Annotated in this window: 17 protein-coding genes; 2 read left to right on the forward strand and 15 right to left on the reverse strand. The window is 57.0% G+C overall.

Annotated elements, in window-relative coordinates:
- Positions 1-160 precede the first annotated feature (160 nt).
- From MED193_RS07540 to MED193_RS07555, 4 genes are read right to left on the reverse strand one after another with little or no spacing between them, the layout of a single operon-like run.
- Complete coding sequence (locus MED193_RS07540) at positions 161-958, reverse strand: SDR family oxidoreductase (RefSeq protein WP_009809092.1); 798 nt, start codon at positions 956-958, stop codon at positions 161-163.
- The gene (locus MED193_RS07545) at positions 955-1,893 is read right to left on the reverse strand and encodes an SDR family oxidoreductase (RefSeq protein ID WP_009809093.1); all 939 of its coding nucleotides are present in this window, start codon (positions 1,891-1,893) and stop codon (positions 955-957) included. Before MED193_RS07545 ends, MED193_RS07540 begins: the two co-directional genes overlap by 4 nt.
- On the reverse strand, positions 1,890-2,792 hold the full coding sequence (locus MED193_RS07550; protein ID WP_009809094.1) for a bile acid:sodium symporter family protein: 903 nt from the start codon (positions 2,790-2,792) through the stop codon (positions 1,890-1,892). The genes MED193_RS07545 and MED193_RS07550 overlap by 4 nt, the downstream gene beginning before the upstream one ends.
- Positions 2,789-4,135 carry an NAD(P)/FAD-dependent oxidoreductase gene (locus tag MED193_RS07555; protein WP_009809095.1) on the reverse strand — a complete coding sequence of 449 codons (1,347 nt, stop codon included), beginning with the start codon at positions 4,133-4,135 and terminating at the stop codon, positions 2,789-2,791. The genes MED193_RS07550 and MED193_RS07555 overlap by 4 nt, the downstream gene beginning before the upstream one ends.
- Positions 4,136-4,214: 79 nt before the next feature.
- Here MED193_RS07555 and MED193_RS07560 point away from each other — a divergent pair, with 79 nt between their 5' ends.
- A complete protein-coding gene (locus tag MED193_RS07560; RefSeq protein WP_009809096.1) occupies positions 4,215-4,859 on the forward strand; it encodes a TetR/AcrR family transcriptional regulator in 645 nt (214 codons plus the stop codon).
- Between the two features lie 26 nt (positions 4,860-4,885).
- Here the strand turns inward: MED193_RS07560 and MED193_RS07565 are convergent, their stop codons facing one another.
- From MED193_RS07565 to ugpB, 5 genes are all read right to left on the reverse strand, one after another.
- Positions 4,886-5,845, reverse strand: a complete 960-nt coding sequence (locus MED193_RS07565; RefSeq protein WP_009809097.1) for a glycerophosphodiester phosphodiesterase family protein — start codon at positions 5,843-5,845, stop codon at positions 4,886-4,888.
- The gene (locus MED193_RS07570; protein WP_009809098.1) at positions 5,842-6,897 is read right to left on the reverse strand and encodes a sn-glycerol-3-phosphate import ATP-binding protein UgpC; all 1,056 of its coding nucleotides are present in this window, start codon (positions 6,895-6,897) and stop codon (positions 5,842-5,844) included. Before MED193_RS07570 ends, MED193_RS07565 begins: the two co-directional genes overlap by 4 nt.
- A gap of 12 nt (positions 6,898-6,909) precedes the next feature.
- Positions 6,910-7,761: a sn-glycerol-3-phosphate ABC transporter permease UgpE gene (ugpE, locus tag MED193_RS07575; RefSeq protein ID WP_009809099.1), complete on the reverse strand. Its 852-nt coding sequence runs from the start codon at positions 7,759-7,761 to the stop codon at positions 6,910-6,912.
- On the reverse strand, positions 7,761-8,642 hold the full coding sequence (gene ugpA, locus MED193_RS07580; RefSeq protein ID WP_009809100.1) for a sn-glycerol-3-phosphate ABC transporter permease UgpA: 882 nt from the start codon (positions 8,640-8,642) through the stop codon (positions 7,761-7,763). Before ugpA ends, ugpE begins: the two co-directional genes overlap by 1 nt.
- A 115-nt stretch (positions 8,643-8,757) precedes the next feature.
- On the reverse strand, positions 8,758-10,059 hold the full coding sequence (gene ugpB, locus MED193_RS07585) for a sn-glycerol-3-phosphate ABC transporter substrate-binding protein UgpB (protein ID WP_009809101.1): 1,302 nt from the start codon (positions 10,057-10,059) through the stop codon (positions 8,758-8,760).
- A gap of 135 nt (positions 10,060-10,194) precedes the next feature.
- On the opposite strand from ugpB, the gene MED193_RS07590 reads away from it, so the two are divergent.
- Positions 10,195-11,103: a LysR substrate-binding domain-containing protein gene (locus MED193_RS07590; RefSeq protein WP_009809102.1), complete on the forward strand. Its 909-nt coding sequence runs from the start codon at positions 10,195-10,197 to the stop codon at positions 11,101-11,103.
- Positions 11,104-11,121: 18 nt separating this feature from the next.
- Here MED193_RS07590 and MED193_RS07595 read toward each other — a convergent pair whose 3' ends face one another.
- The 6 genes from MED193_RS07595 to MED193_RS07620 form a co-directional block, all read right to left on the reverse strand.
- On the reverse strand, positions 11,122-12,045 hold the full coding sequence (locus MED193_RS07595; RefSeq protein WP_009809103.1) for a LysR family transcriptional regulator: 924 nt from the start codon (positions 12,043-12,045) through the stop codon (positions 11,122-11,124).
- Positions 12,046-12,075: 30 nt separating this feature from the next.
- Complete coding sequence (locus tag MED193_RS07600) at positions 12,076-13,098, reverse strand: ABC transporter ATP-binding protein (RefSeq protein ID WP_009809104.1); 1,023 nt, start codon at positions 13,096-13,098, stop codon at positions 12,076-12,078.
- The gene (locus MED193_RS07605; RefSeq protein WP_009809105.1) at positions 13,098-14,087 is read right to left on the reverse strand and encodes an ABC transporter ATP-binding protein; all 990 of its coding nucleotides are present in this window, start codon (positions 14,085-14,087) and stop codon (positions 13,098-13,100) included. Before MED193_RS07605 ends, MED193_RS07600 begins: the two co-directional genes overlap by 1 nt.
- 5 nt (positions 14,088-14,092) lie before the next feature.
- Positions 14,093-15,037, reverse strand: coding sequence for an ABC transporter permease (locus MED193_RS07610; RefSeq protein WP_009809106.1), 945 nt, complete (start codon positions 15,035-15,037; stop codon positions 14,093-14,095).
- Positions 15,034-16,014, reverse strand: coding sequence for an ABC transporter permease (locus MED193_RS07615; protein ID WP_009809107.1), 981 nt, complete (start codon positions 16,012-16,014; stop codon positions 15,034-15,036). Before MED193_RS07615 ends, MED193_RS07610 begins: the two co-directional genes overlap by 4 nt.
- 205 nt (positions 16,015-16,219) lie before the next feature.
- Positions 16,220-17,776, reverse strand: a complete 1,557-nt coding sequence (locus MED193_RS07620) for an ABC transporter substrate-binding protein (protein ID WP_009809108.1) — start codon at positions 17,774-17,776, stop codon at positions 16,220-16,222.
- Positions 17,777-17,822 lie beyond the last annotated feature (46 nt).

The raw sequence follows: 17,822 nt of genomic DNA on the forward strand, positions 1-17,822 counted from the left end.
ACGAACTGCTGCGGTCAAACGCCGCGAAAAAGTGAATAAAATTCAACTATTCGCCGAGAATTAGGAAATCAAGCGCTCCGTTTGGAAACGCGCCTTTTGCGTTCGAATTGGTTAACAAATCAGCGCGAATGGGATTAAGCCCGGACCATAGGTTCGCAAGTCATCTTTTGCCCGTCGCGTTGATATTGCGCTCCATCAGTGTAGCAAACAGGCCCGGCGACAGGCGGTTGAGGATCCAGGAGATCCAGGCAATGCGCCCCACAGGGATAAAGTCCCGGCGCCGGTGCACCCCTTTTAGGATCGCCTGTGCCGCTCTATCGGGGGTCATGTAATCCACCCCATCCCCGGCAGATCCCGGCCGGGCAATCCCGTTTTCCTGGGCCTCAGACCGACCGATATTGGTGGCGACAAAACTAGGTGCGGCAATCACAACGCTGACGCCGTGTTGTTTTTCTTCCGAGCGCAGCGATTTAAAGAACCCCTCCAACGCATGTTTGCTGGCGGCATAGGCTGTGCGATGAAACAGCGGGCTGAACCCGGCAACAGAGGATATCGCCAGATGGGTTCCCTTGCTTCGACGTAGATCGTCCTGCAACGCCTGAGCCATCTCAGTGGCCGCAAAGTAGTTGATGTCAAAGACTTTGCGATGGGCGACTGGGCTCAGCTCTGCACAGGCCCCAATCCAGGTAATGCCAGCATTATAGATCACCAGATCAATCGAATCCTGCTCTTGCCGGATCCGTTGACACAGCGCTGCCAGGGCACTTTGTTCGGTCAGATCACAGCCATAGATCTTCCGTCCCGCCACATCTGGCAGCCCATCGAGTACGGGGCCAGGCAGATCTATCAATACGGTTGACCAGCCCGCCTGCCGCAGGCCAGCGTCCAGAGCCAACCCCAGCCCACCTGCACCACCGGTGATAATTGCCGTCTTTTTGTGGCTCCTATTTTCGCTCATAGCCCCGCCGCCTTTTGCCACAGCGCAAAGACCTCAGCGCTGGTCAGATCCGGCACATAGCCAAACTGTTCCTTCAAGGCACGATTATCCAACACCGGGCGATATTGCAGAAACCGTACTTGATTGGGTCCATAGCGTGATAGCTTCAGCGGATGGGCGATGCCAAGCGCCAGCTTGAGCAGCCAGACCGGCAGCCGTAGCACTGGTTTGCCCAAAGCCCCTGCCAAATCCGTCACGCCTAGGGCACCGTCTCCGGCAACGTTGTAAATCCCCTCTGGGCCTTGGGAAATTGCGCGTTGCAGAATACGCGCCAGATCTCGGGTCCAAATAAAAACAAAGGGGCTTTCGCAACCTGCAAGGGCCAAGAGACGCGGCTTGTGAAAAAGCGCAGTAATCTGGTTTTCCAGCCCTGCGCCTAGCACCGTGCCAACCCGCAGCACCACCTGTTCAAGCTCCGGCACCTCGGCGCGGGCTTTGGCCAGCATCTCTTCCACCTGACGTTTGTGATCCGAATAGGCGAACTCTGGGTTGCCACGCATCGGATCGCTCTCGACCAGGGGAATGGCGTTATCGGCGTGATAGCCATAGGCCGCCCCAGAGGAGGTCACCACCAGGCGCTTGACCCCATGGGCAATGCAGGCGGTCAATACATTGCGCGAGCCAATAACATCTACCGCATGAGCAAAGTCGCGCGTCGTTGGCGCAACGATTGAGGCCAGGTGGATCACCACATCCGGACGTTCGCGTCCGATCACCTGATCGGGATCATCCCCGCGTACATCCAAGGTTTCAAACCGAATACCAGTCGGCAGATCGGCTGGGGGTCGGATATCTGTTGCCACCACCTCATAAGCGCTGTCCTCAGACTGGGCGAGTTCGCGCAGCAGGGCAGATCCCACATCGCCTGCGGCCCCTGTGATCAGGATTTTTATCATCGCTTCGCCTCCCGACGGGACATGATCTGCGCCAGGCAGAGGCCCGAAATCGCATGCCATATGCCCCAGAGCGCTGCGACCACAGCCATGCCGCCCAGCCCGTCAAAAAAGCCAAAGATCAGCACCAACCCAAGGCCAGAGTTCTGAATGCCCGTTTCAATGGTGACGGCCCGACGGTCATAGTCAGACAGGCCGGCCAGGCTGGCACAGCCATAGCCGGCGGCCAATGCAATGGCATTATGCACCACCACCAGCCCGCCCACATAGGGGGCAAACTGTAAAAAGAAGCTCCAGTTTGCCGCAAGCGCCAGCACCACAAAGGCCAGAAAGATCAGCATCGAGAGGTTTTGCATCGGCCTACGCACCCGGTCAGCCAATGTCGGCTGACGGCTGTTGAGGTAAATCCCCAGGATCAGCGGCAGCACCAACATCAAGGACACGGTGATCGCGATCTGAACCGGATCAATCTCCACCCGGTTCAAGATCTCCCGCGTAGGCGCATAGAGCTGCCCCCAAAAGGCAATATTGAGCGGGGTGATCAGGATGGCGCCGACGGTGGCAAAGGCGGTCATCGAAACAGACAGCGCCGCATTCCCGCCGGCACGGTGGGTGATAAAGTTTGAGATATTGCCGCCCGGACAGGCGGCAACCAGGATCAGACCCAGCGCAATTGAGGCCCGAGGTTCGACCAGAAGCACCAAACAAAAGCTGAGCGCGGGTAGCACCAAGAACTGCGAAATCAGTCCGGTCAGAACCGGTTTAGGGGCCCGCGCCAGCCGGGCAAAATCGCTGAGCTTCAGATCCAGCGCGATGGAAAACATCACAATGGCCAAAATGGCATTCATGACCAGCAGGCTGGAGCCGCTGAAGTTGAGAACAACCCGGTCCAGATCGGTCATTTGCGACCTCCTGTCAGGGCCCTTATCCAGCCAGTCACGGCTTTGCGGTAGGTGGCCTTGTCAACATAATAGGCCATGCGCGCCAATTTGAGGTAGTTCATGCCCCCGGTGGCCCGCTCAAAACCCGCAGATTTCTCCTGTTTTAGCCGCGCTGCGCCAGCATTGCCCTCCTGCAACCCATTGATATAGCGGGCGACCATTTCTGCCTGCTCGTGACGTCCCTGCCAGCCCAGGCCGGAAGCCTCAACCATGCCCAGCACAAAGAGATCATCGCGGCTGGGATGCATGCAGTTGAGGTAGAGATGCGGTGCAGCGCCCTGCCAGTTCAACAGCTCCTGATCGATAAAGGGATAGTGCAGCAAATAGCCTGTGGCGGTCAGTATCATGTCATACTCGGCTTTCGCCCCGTCGGTGAAATACACCGTTTTACCATCGATATGATCAATATCCGGTCGCACCTTCAGGTCGCCGTGGCCCGCGTGGAACAGGATCAGCGAGTTGACGACCGGATGGCTCTCATAGAGCGCGTAATCCGGCTTGGGGAAGCCGTATTTCTGCGGCTCCCCCACGAACCATTTCAAAATCATGCCATCGACCCGGCGCTTTAGCCACATGGGAAGGCGAATGGCGCCGCCCATGGTATCGGCCGGTTTGCCAAAAACATATTTGGGCACAAAGTAATATCCGCGCCGCATGGAGATGTCGCAGCTCACCCCGTGGTGAATGGCATCCACTGCGATATCGCAGCCCGAATTGCCTGCTCCCACGATCAACACCCGCTTATCGGCAAATTGCCGGGGGTCGCGGTATTGAGCTGCATGGATCATATCGCCGTCAAACTGGCCCTTGAAGCTGGGCATATTGGGCTCCGCCAGGGTGCCATTGGCGATCAACACACCTGCAAAGACTTGGCTCTGTTCCTGCCCCTCGCCGTCGCGCCAGGTCAGACGCCAACCCGCGCCGCTGTCGCCAAGGGGTTCACAAGACAGCACCTCACAGTTGAAGGCGTAATCTTGGTAGAGGTCATAATGCCGGGCAAAATCGCGAAAATAGCGCCGCATCTCCCGGTGCGAAGGGTACTCCGCAACCTCCTCTCTCATGGGAAAGTCGTCAAATTGAGTCATCTTTTTGGACGAAATCAAATGCGCGCTTTCATACATCGTCGAATGGGGCGCATCGATATCCCACAACCCACCCACATCGGAATGCAGCTCAAACCCCTGAAAGGGAATACCCTGCTCTTTCAGAACCTTCGCCATAGCCAGCCCCATGGGCCCCGCGCCAATCAATGCAAAGCTCCCCGCCGCGGCGCCGTTGAGCGCCCCGCTTGCCTGTGCCGTCATTATCTTTCCTCCCATGTGCACCCTGGGGGTGCGCTTTTAGATTGAACGACTGTTAAAAATAGGGCAAGCTGTTTCTGAAATGACTGGTAAAGTGCAAGAAAATCAAAGGCAACGCGCGCCCAGCAAGCGCTCCCTGGCCACCCGCGAGCGCATTTTCGATGCCGCAGAACAGCTGTTTTCTGAGCGAGGATTCGAAGGAGCTTCGGTGCGGGACATCGCCAAGGCCGCTGGCGTGCAGGGGGCGCTGGTCAATCATCACGGTGGCAGCAAGGAAACGCTGTTTGCCACTGTAGTTGCACGGCGGGCGGATGAGCTGGCCCAACTGCGTCAGCAGGCCCTGGCGCAGGCGAAGGCCGCCGGACCGCTGACTCTGCGCCAGATTCTGACCTGCTTTATTGAACCCTTTATCGACAAGACCCGCAACGGAGGCCCCAGCTGGGCCGCCTATGGACGGCTGATCGCCCATGTCTCGTCGGATAGACGCTGGCAGCACATTGCCCAAAGCTGCTTTGACCCAACCGTGAAGTTGTTCCTGGCAGAGATTTCAGCGGTATTGCCAGGAGCCTCGCAGCAAAAGATCAGCGCGCATCTGGTCTTTATGGTCTCTGCCATGTTGGCGCTCTGCACCTCGCGCTGGCGTATTGCCGGCCTCGCCGATGGCGAGACCGCAGAAGATCTAACGGAGGAACTGCTGGCCTTTTGCGAGGCAGGTTTCAGGTCCTAGGCCCGGCTGGCGAGCCAGGTCGTTCCCTATTGGGCGGGCGCGTCCTGTTCAGACCAGACAAAGCCCTGGGCCAGCAACCTGCGCTGCACCCTGCCGGGATAATCCGTGACGATGGCATCGACCCCCAGACCAATCATGCGGTCGATGTCGGCGACTTCGTTCACCGTCCAGACCGCAACGCGCAGGCCCAATTCCCGCGCCCGTGCCACCTGGATTGCCGTGACATCCAGGTAATAGGGGCACCAGAGCGCGCCAGCTTCCTGTGCCACCAGGTCGGGCACACTGACGCCCGCCACGGTCAAGTCGGGGCTCGCTGGTGCTGCATGGTCCTCGCCGATATCAGCGGCGTTTTCTGGCAGCTGCGTGAGGTAAGAGGTTGGCATTTCTGGCGCTTGTTTTTTGCACTCGGCCAAAAGCGCCCAGTCAAAACTATGCATCAAGGTGCGTTGAGTAAGCCCCAGCGCACGCACCTCTGCCACCACGGCGGCCACCACATCGGCGCGCGCCGTCGCATCTTTGAGCTTGTCTGGGTCTGATTTGATCTCCAGCATCAGATGCACATCCTGATAGACTGGTTGCGCAATCAAGGCACAGAGATCGCTCAGACGCGGGATGCGAACCCCATAAAGAAAGGCCTGGTCAGGGAAACGCTGCCCATAGTCGCTGCGCCCGTCCAGGCCGCCAACATCCAGATGAGCCAGATCAGCCCAATCCAGGTCAGAGACTTTGGGCTCCTCCCCCTGCAACCAATTGCCCGACCGATCCCGCACAATCGAGTTGGTCAAGCTGTGGTTATGGGTGATCACTGGCACCCCATCGCGGGTCATCACAACGTCGAATTCCAGCAGGCGCACGCCGCAGTCCAATGTAAAGGCAAAACCCTCCATCGTGTTTTCCGGCATAATGCCGCGCGCGCCCCGATGCCCAACCACCCGGATAAGACCTTCACGACCCGAAAAGGCCGCCACCTGCGGGAATTGCTTCATGCTTCCAGCCGTTTTTCTGTCGCAGGATCAAACAGATGTAACAGCTCTGACGCAACCGAGAACCGGTGCTGCGCACCGGTCTCAGTGCTCACATGACCCGGAACAGAGGCCACCATCTCATGGTCACTTCCATTGAGCTTACCATGCAGCAGGGTATTGGCGCCCAACTGCTCCACCATGTCCACATCAATCGCGATAGGGCCGTTTTCATCCGGTGTCAGATGCTCAGGGCGAATACCCAGCAGCGCGGCCCCGCGATAGGAAGAGATCGCGGGCAGTTTGGCTTGGGTCGACAGGACCATCGTGTCCCCCTCAACCATCGCCGGGATAAAGTTCATCGCCGGGCTGCCGATGAACCCTGCAACGAAAACCGAGGCAGGCCGGTCATAAAGCTCAATCGGCGTGCCAAACTGCTCCACATAGCCGCCGTTCAGCACCATCAGGCGGTCGCCCAATGTCATGGCCTCCACCTGATCATGGGTGACATAGATCGAGGTCACCCCAAGGCGCTGTTGCAGCTTGCGGATCTCCAGACGCATTTGCACCCGCAGCTTGGCATCCAAATTTGACAGCGGTTCGTCAAACAGGAAGACCTGCGGATCGCGCACGATGGCGCGCCCCATGGCCACCCGCTGACGCTGGCCACCCGACAATTGCCGTGGCTTGCGGTCAAGATACTGGCGGATTTCCAAAATATCCGCCGCCTCTTCGACGCGTTTGTTAATCTCCGCCTTGGAGAGTTTGCGGATCTTCAGCCCATAGGCCATGTTTTCGCGCACCGACATATGCGGGTAGAGCGCGTAGTTCTGAAACACCATGGCGATATCGCGCGCCGAAGGCTCCAGTTCATTCACCCGACGGCCCGCAATTGCGATCTCGCCAGATGTGACGGTCTCAAGCCCTGCAACCATGCGCAAAAGGGTCGATTTACCGCAACCAGAGGGTCCAACGATGACGATAAATTCGCCATCTTTGATTTCGCCCTCAACATGGTGCAGCACTTCGGTAGGACCATAGGATTTGGTCAGGTCGGTTAGTTTGATTTCAGCCATTTGCGGGGCGTCCTATTTATCAGTTTCCGTCAAGCCCTGCACAAAGAGCTTTTGCATCGAGATGACGACAAAGATCGGCGGGATCATTGCCAGAAGGGCAGTCGTCATGATGATATTCCATTGCGGGCTTTGCTCGGCCGCCTCCAGCATCTGCTTGATCGACATGACGATGGTGGTCATCGAGGTGTCAGTGGTGATCAACAGTGGCCAGAGGTACTGGTTCCAGCCAAAGATGAAGAGGATCACAAAGAGTGCCGCGATATTGGTCCGCGACAGCGGCAAGAGGATATCCCAGAAGAACCGCATTGGCCCTGCCCCATCAATCCGCGCGCTTTCCAGCATCTCGTCTGGCACCGTCAGGAACACCTGCCGGAACATGAAGGTCGCCGTGGCCGAGGCAATCAGCGGGATCGACAGGCCCCAGTAGCTGTTCAGCATGCCGAGGTTGGCGACGACCTCAAAGGTGGGCAGGATCCGCACCTCGACCGGCAGCATCAGGGTGATGAAGATCATCCAGAAGCAGGTCATGCGGAAGGGAAAGCGGAAATAGACGATGGCAAAGGCCGAAAGCAGCGAGATGGCAATCTTGCCCAGCGAGATCATCAGCGCCATGGCCAGACTGTTGAACAGCATCAACCAAACGGGGGCGCCTTCCGTACCGCTGAGGCCCGCGCCAAACAGGGTCTGGCTCAGATTATCCCACAGATGGGTGCCCGGCCAAAGCGGCAGTGGCACCTGGTTCATGCGGTATTGATCATGAGTGGCCGCGACAAAGGTGATCCAGATTGGCAGGGCAATGGCAATGACGCCAAGCACCAGCACAAAATGGGTGAGCAGCGAGGTGAGTGGACGACGTTCAACCATCAGTATTCCACCTTTCTTTCAACATAGCGGAATTGGACAACGGTCATGGCAATGACCAGAACCATCAGTACCACGGACTGTGCCGCTGAGCCGCCAAGATCCAGGCCCACAAAGCCATCATTAAACACTTTGTAGACCAGGATGGTGGTCGAGGTGCCCGGCCCGCCCTGGGTCACGGCATGGATGATGCCGAAGGTTTCAAAGAAAGCGTAGACCATGTTGATGACCAACAGGAAAAACGTCGTCGGAGAGATCAGCGGCAGGATGATATTAAAGAACCTCCGCCCTGGGCCCGCGCCGTCGATCGCCGCGGCCTCAATCACACTATTGGGTATCGACTGCATGGCGGCGAGATAGAATAAAAAGTTATAGGCGACCTGTTTCCAGGCCGCGGCCATAACCACCAGCGCCATGGCCTGATTGCCATTCAGATAGTGATTCCAATCGATGCCGACAAAATCGAGGAAATAAGGAAAGATCCCAAGCGTCGGGTTGAACATGAATACCCACAGCGCCCCTGCCAGAACCGGGGCAACCGCATAGGGCCAGATCAACAGGGTTCGGTAGGCCATTGCACCGCGCACCACCCGCTGGGCAAACCCAGCCAACACAAGGGCAAACCCCATGGAGAGCGCCGCCACCAAAAGCGAGAAAATGGCCGTACGCCAAAAGGCATCCAGATAATGCTGGTCCTCCCAAAGAACCTCGAAGTTCTCAAACCAGACAAATTCGGAGCCAAGGCCAAAGGCGTCTTCGATCAGAAAGGACTGATACATCGCCTGACTGGCGGGCCAGATAAAAAACACCAGCGTAATCGCCAGCTGCGGTGCCACCAGCAGATAGGGCAGTGGCGAAGAAGGAAAGTGGACGCGTTTCAGCATAGAGTGCCCCGTATTGTGCCCTGTGTAGTACCCTGCAAACCCCGCCGGTCTAACGGCAGGTAAAACGAGACCATGCCGCCCTAGGGGCGGCATGGCTCAGATCATTAAGCAGTGCTTATTTGGCGGAGCGTTCGAACTTGCGCAGTAGGGTGTTGCCACGCTCGGCCGCTGCATTCAGCGCGTCGGTTGCAGACTTGTCGCCTGCCCAGACAGCTTCCAGCTCTTCGTTGATCACGTCACGCACCTGAACAAAGTTGCCAAAGCGCAGGCCACGGCTGTTCGGGGTTGGGGTGTTCAGGCTCAGCTGCTGGATCGCAGTGTCGGTGCCAGGGTTGCTCTCGTAAAAGCCCTGTTCTTTGGACAGCTCATAAGCGGCAGTGGTGATCGGCACATAGCCGGTTTCCTGGTGCCACCAGGCTTGAACCTCAGGCGAAGACAGATAGGTCAGGAACTGTGCAGTGCCCTTATACTCTTCCTCGTCGTGTCCAGCGAGAACCCAGAGAGTCGCGCCGCCAATGATCGAGTTTTGCGGAGCATCAGCCACGGAGGTATCCAGCGGCAGCATGGTCTGACCAAACTCAAACTCGGCCTGGCTCTTGATCGAACCGTAATAGGCAGAAGAGTTCATCCACATGCCACATTCGCCATTGGTAAACATGGGCAGACTGTCACCACGACGGCCACCATATTTGAACAGGTTGCCTTCGGACATGGCAGCGATGCCATCCAGACGGGCCGCAACCGCTTCGTTGTTGAAGGAGAACTCAGTGTCGAAACCGGCAAAGCCGTTTTCTTTGGTGCCCATGCCGATGTTGTGCCAAGCCGAGAAGTTCTCAACCATGACCCAGGACTGCCAGCCAAAGGACACACCGCAATCCATACCGTTGTCGACCAGCTTCTGCGCGGTTTCCTTCACCTCATCCCAGGTGGTTGGCACAGAGGCGCCGGCCGCGTCCAATGCAGTTTTGTTGTACCACATCACAGGGGTAGAGCTGTTGAATGGCATCGACAGCAGCTCACCCTCTGGGGTCTCGTAGTAGGAGACAACAGCGGGCAGGAATGCGTCACCGTCAAAGGCCTCGCCTGCGTCATTCATCAGTTTCTCAACAGGGTAGATTGCGCCTTTGGCAGCCATCATGGTGGCGGTGCCAACTTCAAAGACCTGCACAATCTGCGGGTGCTCTTTGGCACGGAAGGCTGCAATCGCAGCTGTCATGGTTTCTGTATAGTTGCCCTTGTAAACAGGAACGACCTTGTACTCGCTCTGCGTGGCATTGAAATCTTCGGCGATTTTGTTGACGCGTTCGCCATTGGCGCCGCCCATAGCATGCCACCACTGAACCTCGGTTTCAGCAAAGGCAACACCCGCGGTTGAGGCCAGAATGGCCGACGTGCAAAGAAGTGATTTGATAGACATATGAGTTCTCCCCGTTCATCTGATGCCCAAAGAGTGAGCAGAATTGACCATAATGCAAGTGAAAGTTTTTTGACATCAGACATAATAAAATGTTATGTTCATGCAAAATACCGCTACCAATTTGGAGCTAAGCCATTGAAATTCAAGCTGAGGCAGTTAGAGGCCTTTCAAGCCGTAGCTCAGACCGGATCGGTCACGCGCGCTGCAAAAACTTTGGGCATTTCACAACCCGCCACCAGCCGCCTCTTGTCAGACTTTTCAAACTCGGTCGCAATCGAGCTCTTTCAGCGCAAAGACGGCATGCTGATTCCAACCAGCGAGGCCCGCTATCTTTTGTCCGAGGTCGGTCGGGTGTTTGACAGCCTCCGTCATCTAGAGGAACTCAACCGTGACTTGACGGATCGTACGGCCGGGCATCTGCGTATTGCCTGCCTGCCGGGGTTTGCCAGCTCCCATTTGCCACAGCTGCTGGCCACGTTTTTGCAGCAGCGTCCCGGGGTGAATCTCACGCTTGAGCCGGACCGCCCGGAACGGATCCTGGAATGGATCATAGGGGAGCAATATGACTGTGGCATAACAGATGGGTTTTCGGGGCATCCGGCGGTTGAACATATTGATATCGCTATCAAAACCGTATGTATCTTCCCACGAGGGCACCGGCTGGCCAAACTGGAGCGGATCTCGCCGCTGGATCTGGTGGACGAAAAAATCATCCACACCCGCAAGAGCAGTACCTTTTACAAAAGCCTATCGCAGGTCTTTTCAGACCACGGAGTCTTGCTGAATTCCTGGGTCGAGGTGCGCCAGTTTTCCACCGCTTGCCTCATGGTGGCTGAGGGTCAGGGTGTTTCGGTTGTCAGCGCGCTGGATGCGGATCAGTTCAAATCAAAAAACGTCGAAAGCCGCCCCTTTGAGCCTGAGCTCTATCACTGGCTTTCGATCCTGCGCCCCGCCTCTGGCAGCAGGTCCCTGCTCTCACTGGATTTTGTGGATACTTTCTTGGACAGCCTACAGCCCTATACCGTTGACACCTCATCCAAATAGGCCGGGACCGCCAAGCGCCTACTGTCCCGTCCTGGAAGACAACGCCTGCATATCGCGCCAGAGGCGATCCAATGTAGGTTTGTCGTTGTCTTTGTCACGGTAGAGCCGGATCTCCAGTGGGTGGCGCTGCGCGGCACCGCCCACGATCTGCATCCGGCCCGCCGCCAGCTCGTCCTTGCACAGCTCTTGCGGCAACCAGCCTAGACCAAATCCCTCCATCACCATCGCCTTTACCGAACTGGCCAACGCGCTTTGGTTCACCACCAACATCTTTGGTCCGTCAGTGTTTTGGCGCAGGGCATGTTCCACCACCGAACGCAGCGCCGAAACCGTGCCGTAGGACAGCAGGGAGACCGGCTTTTTGGACGTGCTTTCAAACCGATGCAGCGGGCCATCAGGGCCCGTTTTTGATACCGGGACAAAAACATCATCAGTCAGGGTGATATAGTCACAATTGCCCAGGGCAAGCGGCGCCAAAGCATCCATGGAAGGATGCCAATAGGTCAGGATCACATCGCAGTAGCGTTGCTGCAAAGCGGAAACAAACTGATCCGCCGCCCAGCCGGTAGAGTTCAGGTCGATTTCCAACCCGCCTTCGTCGACCATCGGGGCAATGTGGGTCTTGTAGTGGGTCATATAAAGCGACTGCGAGGTGGCAAAGCGAATGACGTTTTCCCCCGCCGCATCAATGATCTGGCAGCGCTCCAGCGTCTCATCATAGGTGCGCAGCATCACCCGCGACTGGGCCAGGAACACCTCCCCCGCCGGCGTCAGCGACAAGGGCAAGGTTTGGCGGTTGATCAGTTTGACGCCAAACTCCTCTTCAAGCGCACGAATGCGCCGAGAGAAAGCCGGCTGGCTGACATTGCGCTCCTCGGCCGCGCGCGAGAAATTCTTTTGCGCAACGAGGGCTTCAAAATCTCTGAGCCAGGCTATGTCCACTGTGTCATCCCGTTTATCATGTCCGGGGCCCTACCCGTCCAGCCGACCTTCTTCGACAGCGTGACAGGCCACCAGCGCACCGTCGGGGTGCAGTTGCGGGCGGGGTTTTTCACTCTGGCACCGGCTATTGGCATGGGCACAGCGGCTTTCAAACGGACATCCCTGTGGCAGGTTGATCGGTGTCGGAATTTCGCCACGCAATCTGATGTGGTTGGGATGGTCATCTTTTAACTGCGGAACCGCCGAAAGCAAAGCACGGGTATAGGGATGCTTTGGGTTCTCAAACAACGTGGCCGTATCCGACAGCTCACAGACCGAGCCCAGATAGAGCACCGCCACCTTGGTGCCAAAGTGCTGCACCACGCTCAGGTCATGGGTGATGAACAAATAGGTAAGGCCGCGCTCGTCCTTGGCCTCTAGCATCAGGTTCAGCACCTGCGCCTGAATCGACACATCCAACGCCGAGATCGGCTCATCCGCGATAATGAATTCAGGATCCACCGTCAAAGCCCGCGCAATGGCAATCCGCTGCCGCTGACCGCCAGAGAACTCATGCGGGTAGCGCCCGGCCCAGCTGGGATCGACCCCAACCGACCGCATCACTTCTGCCACCTTGTCGCGCACTTCTCCTTTGGACAGGCCAGGATTGTGATAGCGCACCGGTTCTTCCAACGCCTGCTGGATGGTCATACGTGGGTTCAGCGAGGCATAGGGGTTCTGAAAGATCATCTGCATCTTCTTGCGCAGCGGCATCAGCGCACGACGCGAACGGTTGTCGATCCGTTCCCCATCGTAGTGGATTTCACCGGCACTGGGGGTCAACAACCCCGCGATCAGCCGGGCCACGGTGGATTTGCCACAGCCACTTTCCCCCACCACACAAAGCGCCTCTCCCGGGGCAACCTCCAGCGAGATATTGTTCACGGCATGCACTTCGCGCTTTTCCTGCACCAGCTTGCCGCGCTTGAACTTCAGGGTTTCCAGGAAACCACGGTCCAGCTCAAAGCGTTTTTCCAGGTTGTGAATTTTCAACAGAGGCCGAGAAATCGTCATCAGTTCATCTCCTCGGCTTTGTCGCTGTGCAGCCGGTTCACCTCGTGGCAGGCAACCTCGACATGGGTGTATTGCACCGGTTTAGGCGCCTCGGTGAGGCAATGGTCCTGCACGTATTCGCAGCGCGGACTAAAGGGGCATCCCTTAGGGATCGAGGTTAGCGAGGGCATATTGCCCGGGATCTGTTTCAGCCGCTGCCCCGGTTTGGTCTGCTGCGGCAGCGCGTTGATCAACCCCTGAGTATAGGGATGCTGCGGGTCGTTGATGATCTCGCGGGTGCGGCCAGATTCAATGATGCGCCCGGCATACATTACCAGCGTGCGCTCAGTCATCTGACTCACGACGCCCAGATCATGGGTGATCAGGATTAGGCCCACCTTGTTGGATTCACAGAGCTCGAGCAGGAGCTCCATAATATCGGCCTGAATGGTCACATCCAGCGCCGTTGTTGGCTCATCCGCGATGATCAACTGCGGGTCCAGCAGCAGGGCAATGGCGATAATGATCCGCTGGCGCATACCGCCCGACAGCTCATGCGGGTATTGGTCCAGCCGCTCCTCTGGCGACGGGATATAGACCTCGCGCAGTTTGACGATGGCGATCTGCTCCGCCTCTGCCTTGCTGAGTTTGCGGTGGGCCATCAGAGTTTCCACCATCTGTTGGCCAATGGTCAGCACCGGATTCAGCGTCACCATCGGATCCTGAAAGATCATCGCCATCTCGTTGCCGCGGATGTTGCGCATCTTGGCCTCAGGCATCTGGGTGATGTCATCTCCCAGAAACTGGATCTTGCCACTGTCGATATAGCCCGGGCGGCTCAGCAGGTTCATCAGGGCAAATCCGGTGATGGATTTGCCAGCGCCGGATTCCCCGACGATGCCCAGACGTTCGCCTTTGCACAGATCAAAGCTGATCTGGTTGAGGGCGGTTACGGTGTTGTCGCGCATGGCGAATTTCACGCTCAGATCGCGTACGGAAAGCAAGGACATCGCGCTTATCCCTTATACAGTTTTGGGTTCAAGGCATCACGCAGCCAGTCGCCCAAGAGATTGATCACCAGCACCAGAACCACCAGCACGATGCCGGGAATGGCGGTAATCCACCAACTTCCCGAAAAGATATAGTCAAAGCCAGAAGAGATCAGCGATCCCAACGAGGGTTGACTGGGCGGCATGCCCAGTCCCAAAAAGGACAAAGAGGCCTCAGAGATGATCGCATTGGCCACCTGAACGGTGGAGATCACAAAGATCGGCGACAGTGAATTGGGCAGGATATGGCGCACCATGATGCGGATAGGGCCAAAGCCCAGCACCCGGGCGCTGTCGACATATTCCTTTTTCTTTTCTGCCAGCACGGTGGCACGTACGGTGCGGGCATATTGCGGCCATTCCGCCACGCCGATCACCGCAATGAGGAAATAGATCGCATATTGGTTGAAGGTTTCAGAACCAAACATCGCCTGGGTCACCGCCAGGAAGATGATTGCCACCATCAGGGTGGAAAACGACAGCTGGATATCAGCCAGGCGCATCAGTAGACTGTCGACCCGCCCGCCGACATAGCCAGCAATCAACCCGATCGAAATCCCGAGGAAAGCCTGCAGGCCAACGGCGCAGATGCCAATCAGCAGCGACAGCCGAGTGCCATAAAGGATTGTAGACCACAGATCGCGGCCCTGATCATCGGTGCCCAACATGAATTGCGGATCAGCTCCAGTGACCCAAACGGGGGGGTATTCGCTGTTCATGATGTCCATCTGTGCCGGATCATAGGGATCAAATGGGGCAATCAGCGGCGCCAGAAAGGACATCACCGTGATCACCCCAAAGACCAGTAGCGACACAACGGCCACCGGATTGCGCCGGAAGCTATAGGCGATGTTGGAGTTCCAGATCTGCGCCCAGCGCGATGGTTCGGCGGTGGTATTCAGGCTGCTCATGCGCCCATCCTCGCAAGATTGACGGTGGGATTGACCAGCCCGTAGATCAGGTCAACGATTGTATTGGTGACAACAAAGATAAAGCCAACCACGATGAGATAGGCGACGATCAGCGGGGTATCGACGCGGTTCACCGCCTCGAGAAACATGAAGCCCATGCCGGGCCACTGGAACACAGTCTCGGTCAGGATCGTATAGGCCACCATGGTACCAATCTGCACGCCACCCACGGTGATCACCGGCAGCAGAGTATTCTTCAATGCATGGACAAAATAGATGCGCCAGGGTCGGATGCCCTTGGCCTTGGCATATTTCACATATTCGCTCTGCAACACTTCCATCATCTCAGCGCGGATCAGGCGGACAAAGAGTGGCAGCATGATCGAGGCCAGCGCGATAGAGGGCAGCAGGATATGCTGCCAGCCGTCCAGACTGGCAAAATTGGTGTCCCAAAATCCAAAGACATGCACGACGTCGCCACGTCCATAGGAGGGGAACCAGCCCAATTCGACCGCAAAGACAAAGATCATCAGGATCGCCGTCAAAAACACCGGGATCGAAATACCAATGATCGAAATACCCATGATCAGGCGGCTCAGGATCGTATTGGGGTAGATTGCTGTATAGACGCCCAGCGGGATCGACAGGCCGATGATGATGATCGAGGCGCCCATGACCAGTTCCAGCGTTGCGGGTAGTTTTTTCAGGATCACATCCAGAGCCGGCTCTTTGAAGAAATAGCTGGTGCCCAGATCCCCCTGCAACGCGTTACCGGCAAAGCGCAGATACTGGGTGAGAAAACTGTCATTCAGCCCCAACTCATCGCGCAGCTCCTGCCGGACCTCTTCGCTCACGGATTGTCCGACCAGCTCGCGGAGCGGATCTCCGAGGTTGTCCTGAATAGCAAAACCGATCAGCGAGATGACAAACATCACCGCGATGGCCTGGAACACGCGTTTCACAAGGTAAGCAAACATGCTTTTACACCTTCTTCCTGGGATAGTGGGGCCTGGGGTCGTAGGGCCTGGAACAAATATGGCCTAGAACAATTGGCAAAGGGCATCAAACCTTGTCTCCCGGCGCAGTCGGGAAGCATACCCTTGGCAAATTGTCCTGGAAATTGCCTGAGATGATGCCGGAGCAGATCGCGCTGACCTGCTCCGGTCTTTGATTGTGCTGACCTTAGTCGACGACGAGGTCACCGAAGTAAGGGAAGTTCAGCGCGTTCACGATCTTGTCGGCGTGAACGCCTTTGCGTGCGCCCCAGGCGAGGTTCTGCCAGTGCAGCGGAATGAAAGCGGCTTCATTATAGAGGATGGTTTCCATCTGCTGCAGCATCTCGGCGCGCTTAGCCGCATCCGTCTCTGCATTGGCTTTGGCCATCAGCATATCGGCTTCTGCATTACAGAAGTTGCCCGAGTTATACTGACCATTGCCCGTTGCCTCATCAAAGCAATGGCTCAGGAACTGATGGAAGTTCGCCGAGTCCTCGGTATCCGAATGCCAACCGATCATCATCATGTCTGCTGCGCGCTCATCAAAAGCAGGCCAGTACTGGGCCTTTGGCATGGTTTGCAGGTCAACCTTGATGTTGATCTTTGCCAGCATGGAGGCAACCGCCTGGGCGATCTTGTCGTCGTTCACATAGCGGTTGTTGGGCGCCATCATGGAGATCTCAAACCCATCGGCATAGCCTGCTTCGGCCATCAGTTCCTTGGCTTTTGCCAGGTCGAAACGCGGGGTCAGATCTGGGTTATGCCCCAGATAGCCAGCGGGGCTGGACTGTGCCCCGACGGTGCCAAAGCCGCGCATGATGCGATCCACGATACCGGCGTTGTTAACGGCATAGTCGATAGCCTGACGCACGCGCGCATCTTTGAAGGCCTCAACACGGTTCTGGTTCATCTGGAAAGTGATGATCCGGGTGCCTGCCATGGTGATCAGATTGGTGTCATCATTGTCTTCGACACGGGCCAGATCGGTTGGGGGAACTGGTGCGATGAAATCAACATCACCAGACAAAAGCGCAGCCACACGGGTGGGGCTTTCCTTGATCGGGGTCAGGATGATCTGATCCACATTGCCTGCGGTTTCAGTGTCCCAGTAGTCGTCAAAACGGTCAAAGACCATCTTCACGCCCTGCTCCCGAGAGGTCACCACAAAGGGGCCGGTGCCGGAAACATTGCGCGAGGCAAAGCTGTCGCCATGTTTCACCAGCTCCGCGCGATCCTTGCCGTCGTCAGTGGTGCCGGAATAGAACTTGCTGTCCATCGGGAAGATATAGGTCACCGTGTGCAGCACCAGCGGATAGGGCTCAGAGGTGATCAGGTCAAAGGTGTGATCATCGATCACTTTGACATCGGTAAACAGGCTGAAGATACCCTTGAAATCGGGGCTTTCTTTCAGACGATCAAAGGTCCAGTCAACATCAGCGGCAGTCAACACGTTGCCAGAGTGGAACTTGACGCCGCTGCGCAGATGAAACCGTGTGGTGTTTTCGTCGATCTGCTCCCAGCTTTTTGCCAGGCGGGGCTCAAACTGCAGGTCCTGGGTCCAGCGCACCAGCGGATCAAAGGACATATGCGAGAATTGCAGCGTGCCGCCAGACAGCTGCTCATGTGGGTCCAGGGACACCGGGTCGGCGTCATAGGCGACTTTGACTGTGACTTCGGCCTGAGCCACGGCGCCAAAGGCGAGCGACATCACACCAGCCGCAGCAATGCGGATAAATTTGTTCATTCTTCCCTCCATGTCGGTGGCCTTGGTTGGCCTCCTGAAACAGTGG

Source organism: Roseobacter sp. MED193, assembly GCF_000152965.1.
Lineage (GTDB): Bacteria > Pseudomonadota > Alphaproteobacteria > Rhodobacterales > Rhodobacteraceae > Pseudophaeobacter.

What these genes read in the sequence shown, in the direction of transcription:
- MED193_RS07540 (WP_009809092.1), bottom strand. Translation starts at nt 958, where the DNA reads ATGAGCGAAAATAGGAGCCACAAAAAGACGGCAATTATCACCGGTGGT.
- MED193_RS07545 (WP_009809093.1), bottom strand. Translation starts at nt 1,893, where the DNA reads ATGATAAAAATCCTGATCACAGGGGCCGCAGGCGATGTGGGATCTGCC.
- MED193_RS07550 (WP_009809094.1), bottom strand. Translation starts at nt 2,792, where the DNA reads ATGACCGATCTGGACCGGGTTGTTCTCAACTTCAGCGGCTCCAGCCTG.
- MED193_RS07555 (WP_009809095.1), bottom strand. Translation starts at nt 4,135, where the DNA reads ATGACGGCACAGGCAAGCGGGGCGCTCAACGGCGCCGCGGCGGGGAGC.
- MED193_RS07560 (WP_009809096.1), top strand. Translation starts at nt 4,215, where the DNA reads ATGACTGGTAAAGTGCAAGAAAATCAAAGGCAACGCGCGCCCAGCAAG.
- MED193_RS07565 (WP_009809097.1), bottom strand. Translation starts at nt 5,845, where the DNA reads ATGAAGCAATTCCCGCAGGTGGCGGCCTTTTCGGGTCGTGAAGGTCTT.
- MED193_RS07570 (WP_009809098.1), bottom strand. Translation starts at nt 6,897, where the DNA reads ATGGCTGAAATCAAACTAACCGACCTGACCAAATCCTATGGTCCTACC.
- ugpE (WP_009809099.1), bottom strand. Translation starts at nt 7,761, where the DNA reads ATGGTTGAACGTCGTCCACTCACCTCGCTGCTCACCCATTTTGTGCTG.
- ugpA (WP_009809100.1), bottom strand. Translation starts at nt 8,642, where the DNA reads ATGCTGAAACGCGTCCACTTTCCTTCTTCGCCACTGCCCTATCTGCTG.
- ugpB (WP_009809101.1), bottom strand. Translation starts at nt 10,059, where the DNA reads ATGTCTATCAAATCACTTCTTTGCACGTCGGCCATTCTGGCCTCAACC.
- MED193_RS07600 (WP_009809104.1), bottom strand. Translation starts at nt 13,098, where the DNA reads ATGACGATTTCTCGGCCTCTGTTGAAAATTCACAACCTGGAAAAACGC.
- MED193_RS07605 (WP_009809105.1), bottom strand. Translation starts at nt 14,087, where the DNA reads ATGTCCTTGCTTTCCGTACGCGATCTGAGCGTGAAATTCGCCATGCGC.
- MED193_RS07610 (WP_009809106.1), bottom strand. Translation starts at nt 15,037, where the DNA reads ATGAGCAGCCTGAATACCACCGCCGAACCATCGCGCTGGGCGCAGATC.
- MED193_RS07615 (WP_009809107.1), bottom strand. Translation starts at nt 16,014, where the DNA reads ATGTTTGCTTACCTTGTGAAACGCGTGTTCCAGGCCATCGCGGTGATG.
- MED193_RS07620 (WP_009809108.1), bottom strand. Translation starts at nt 17,776, where the DNA reads ATGAACAAATTTATCCGCATTGCTGCGGCTGGTGTGATGTCGCTCGCC.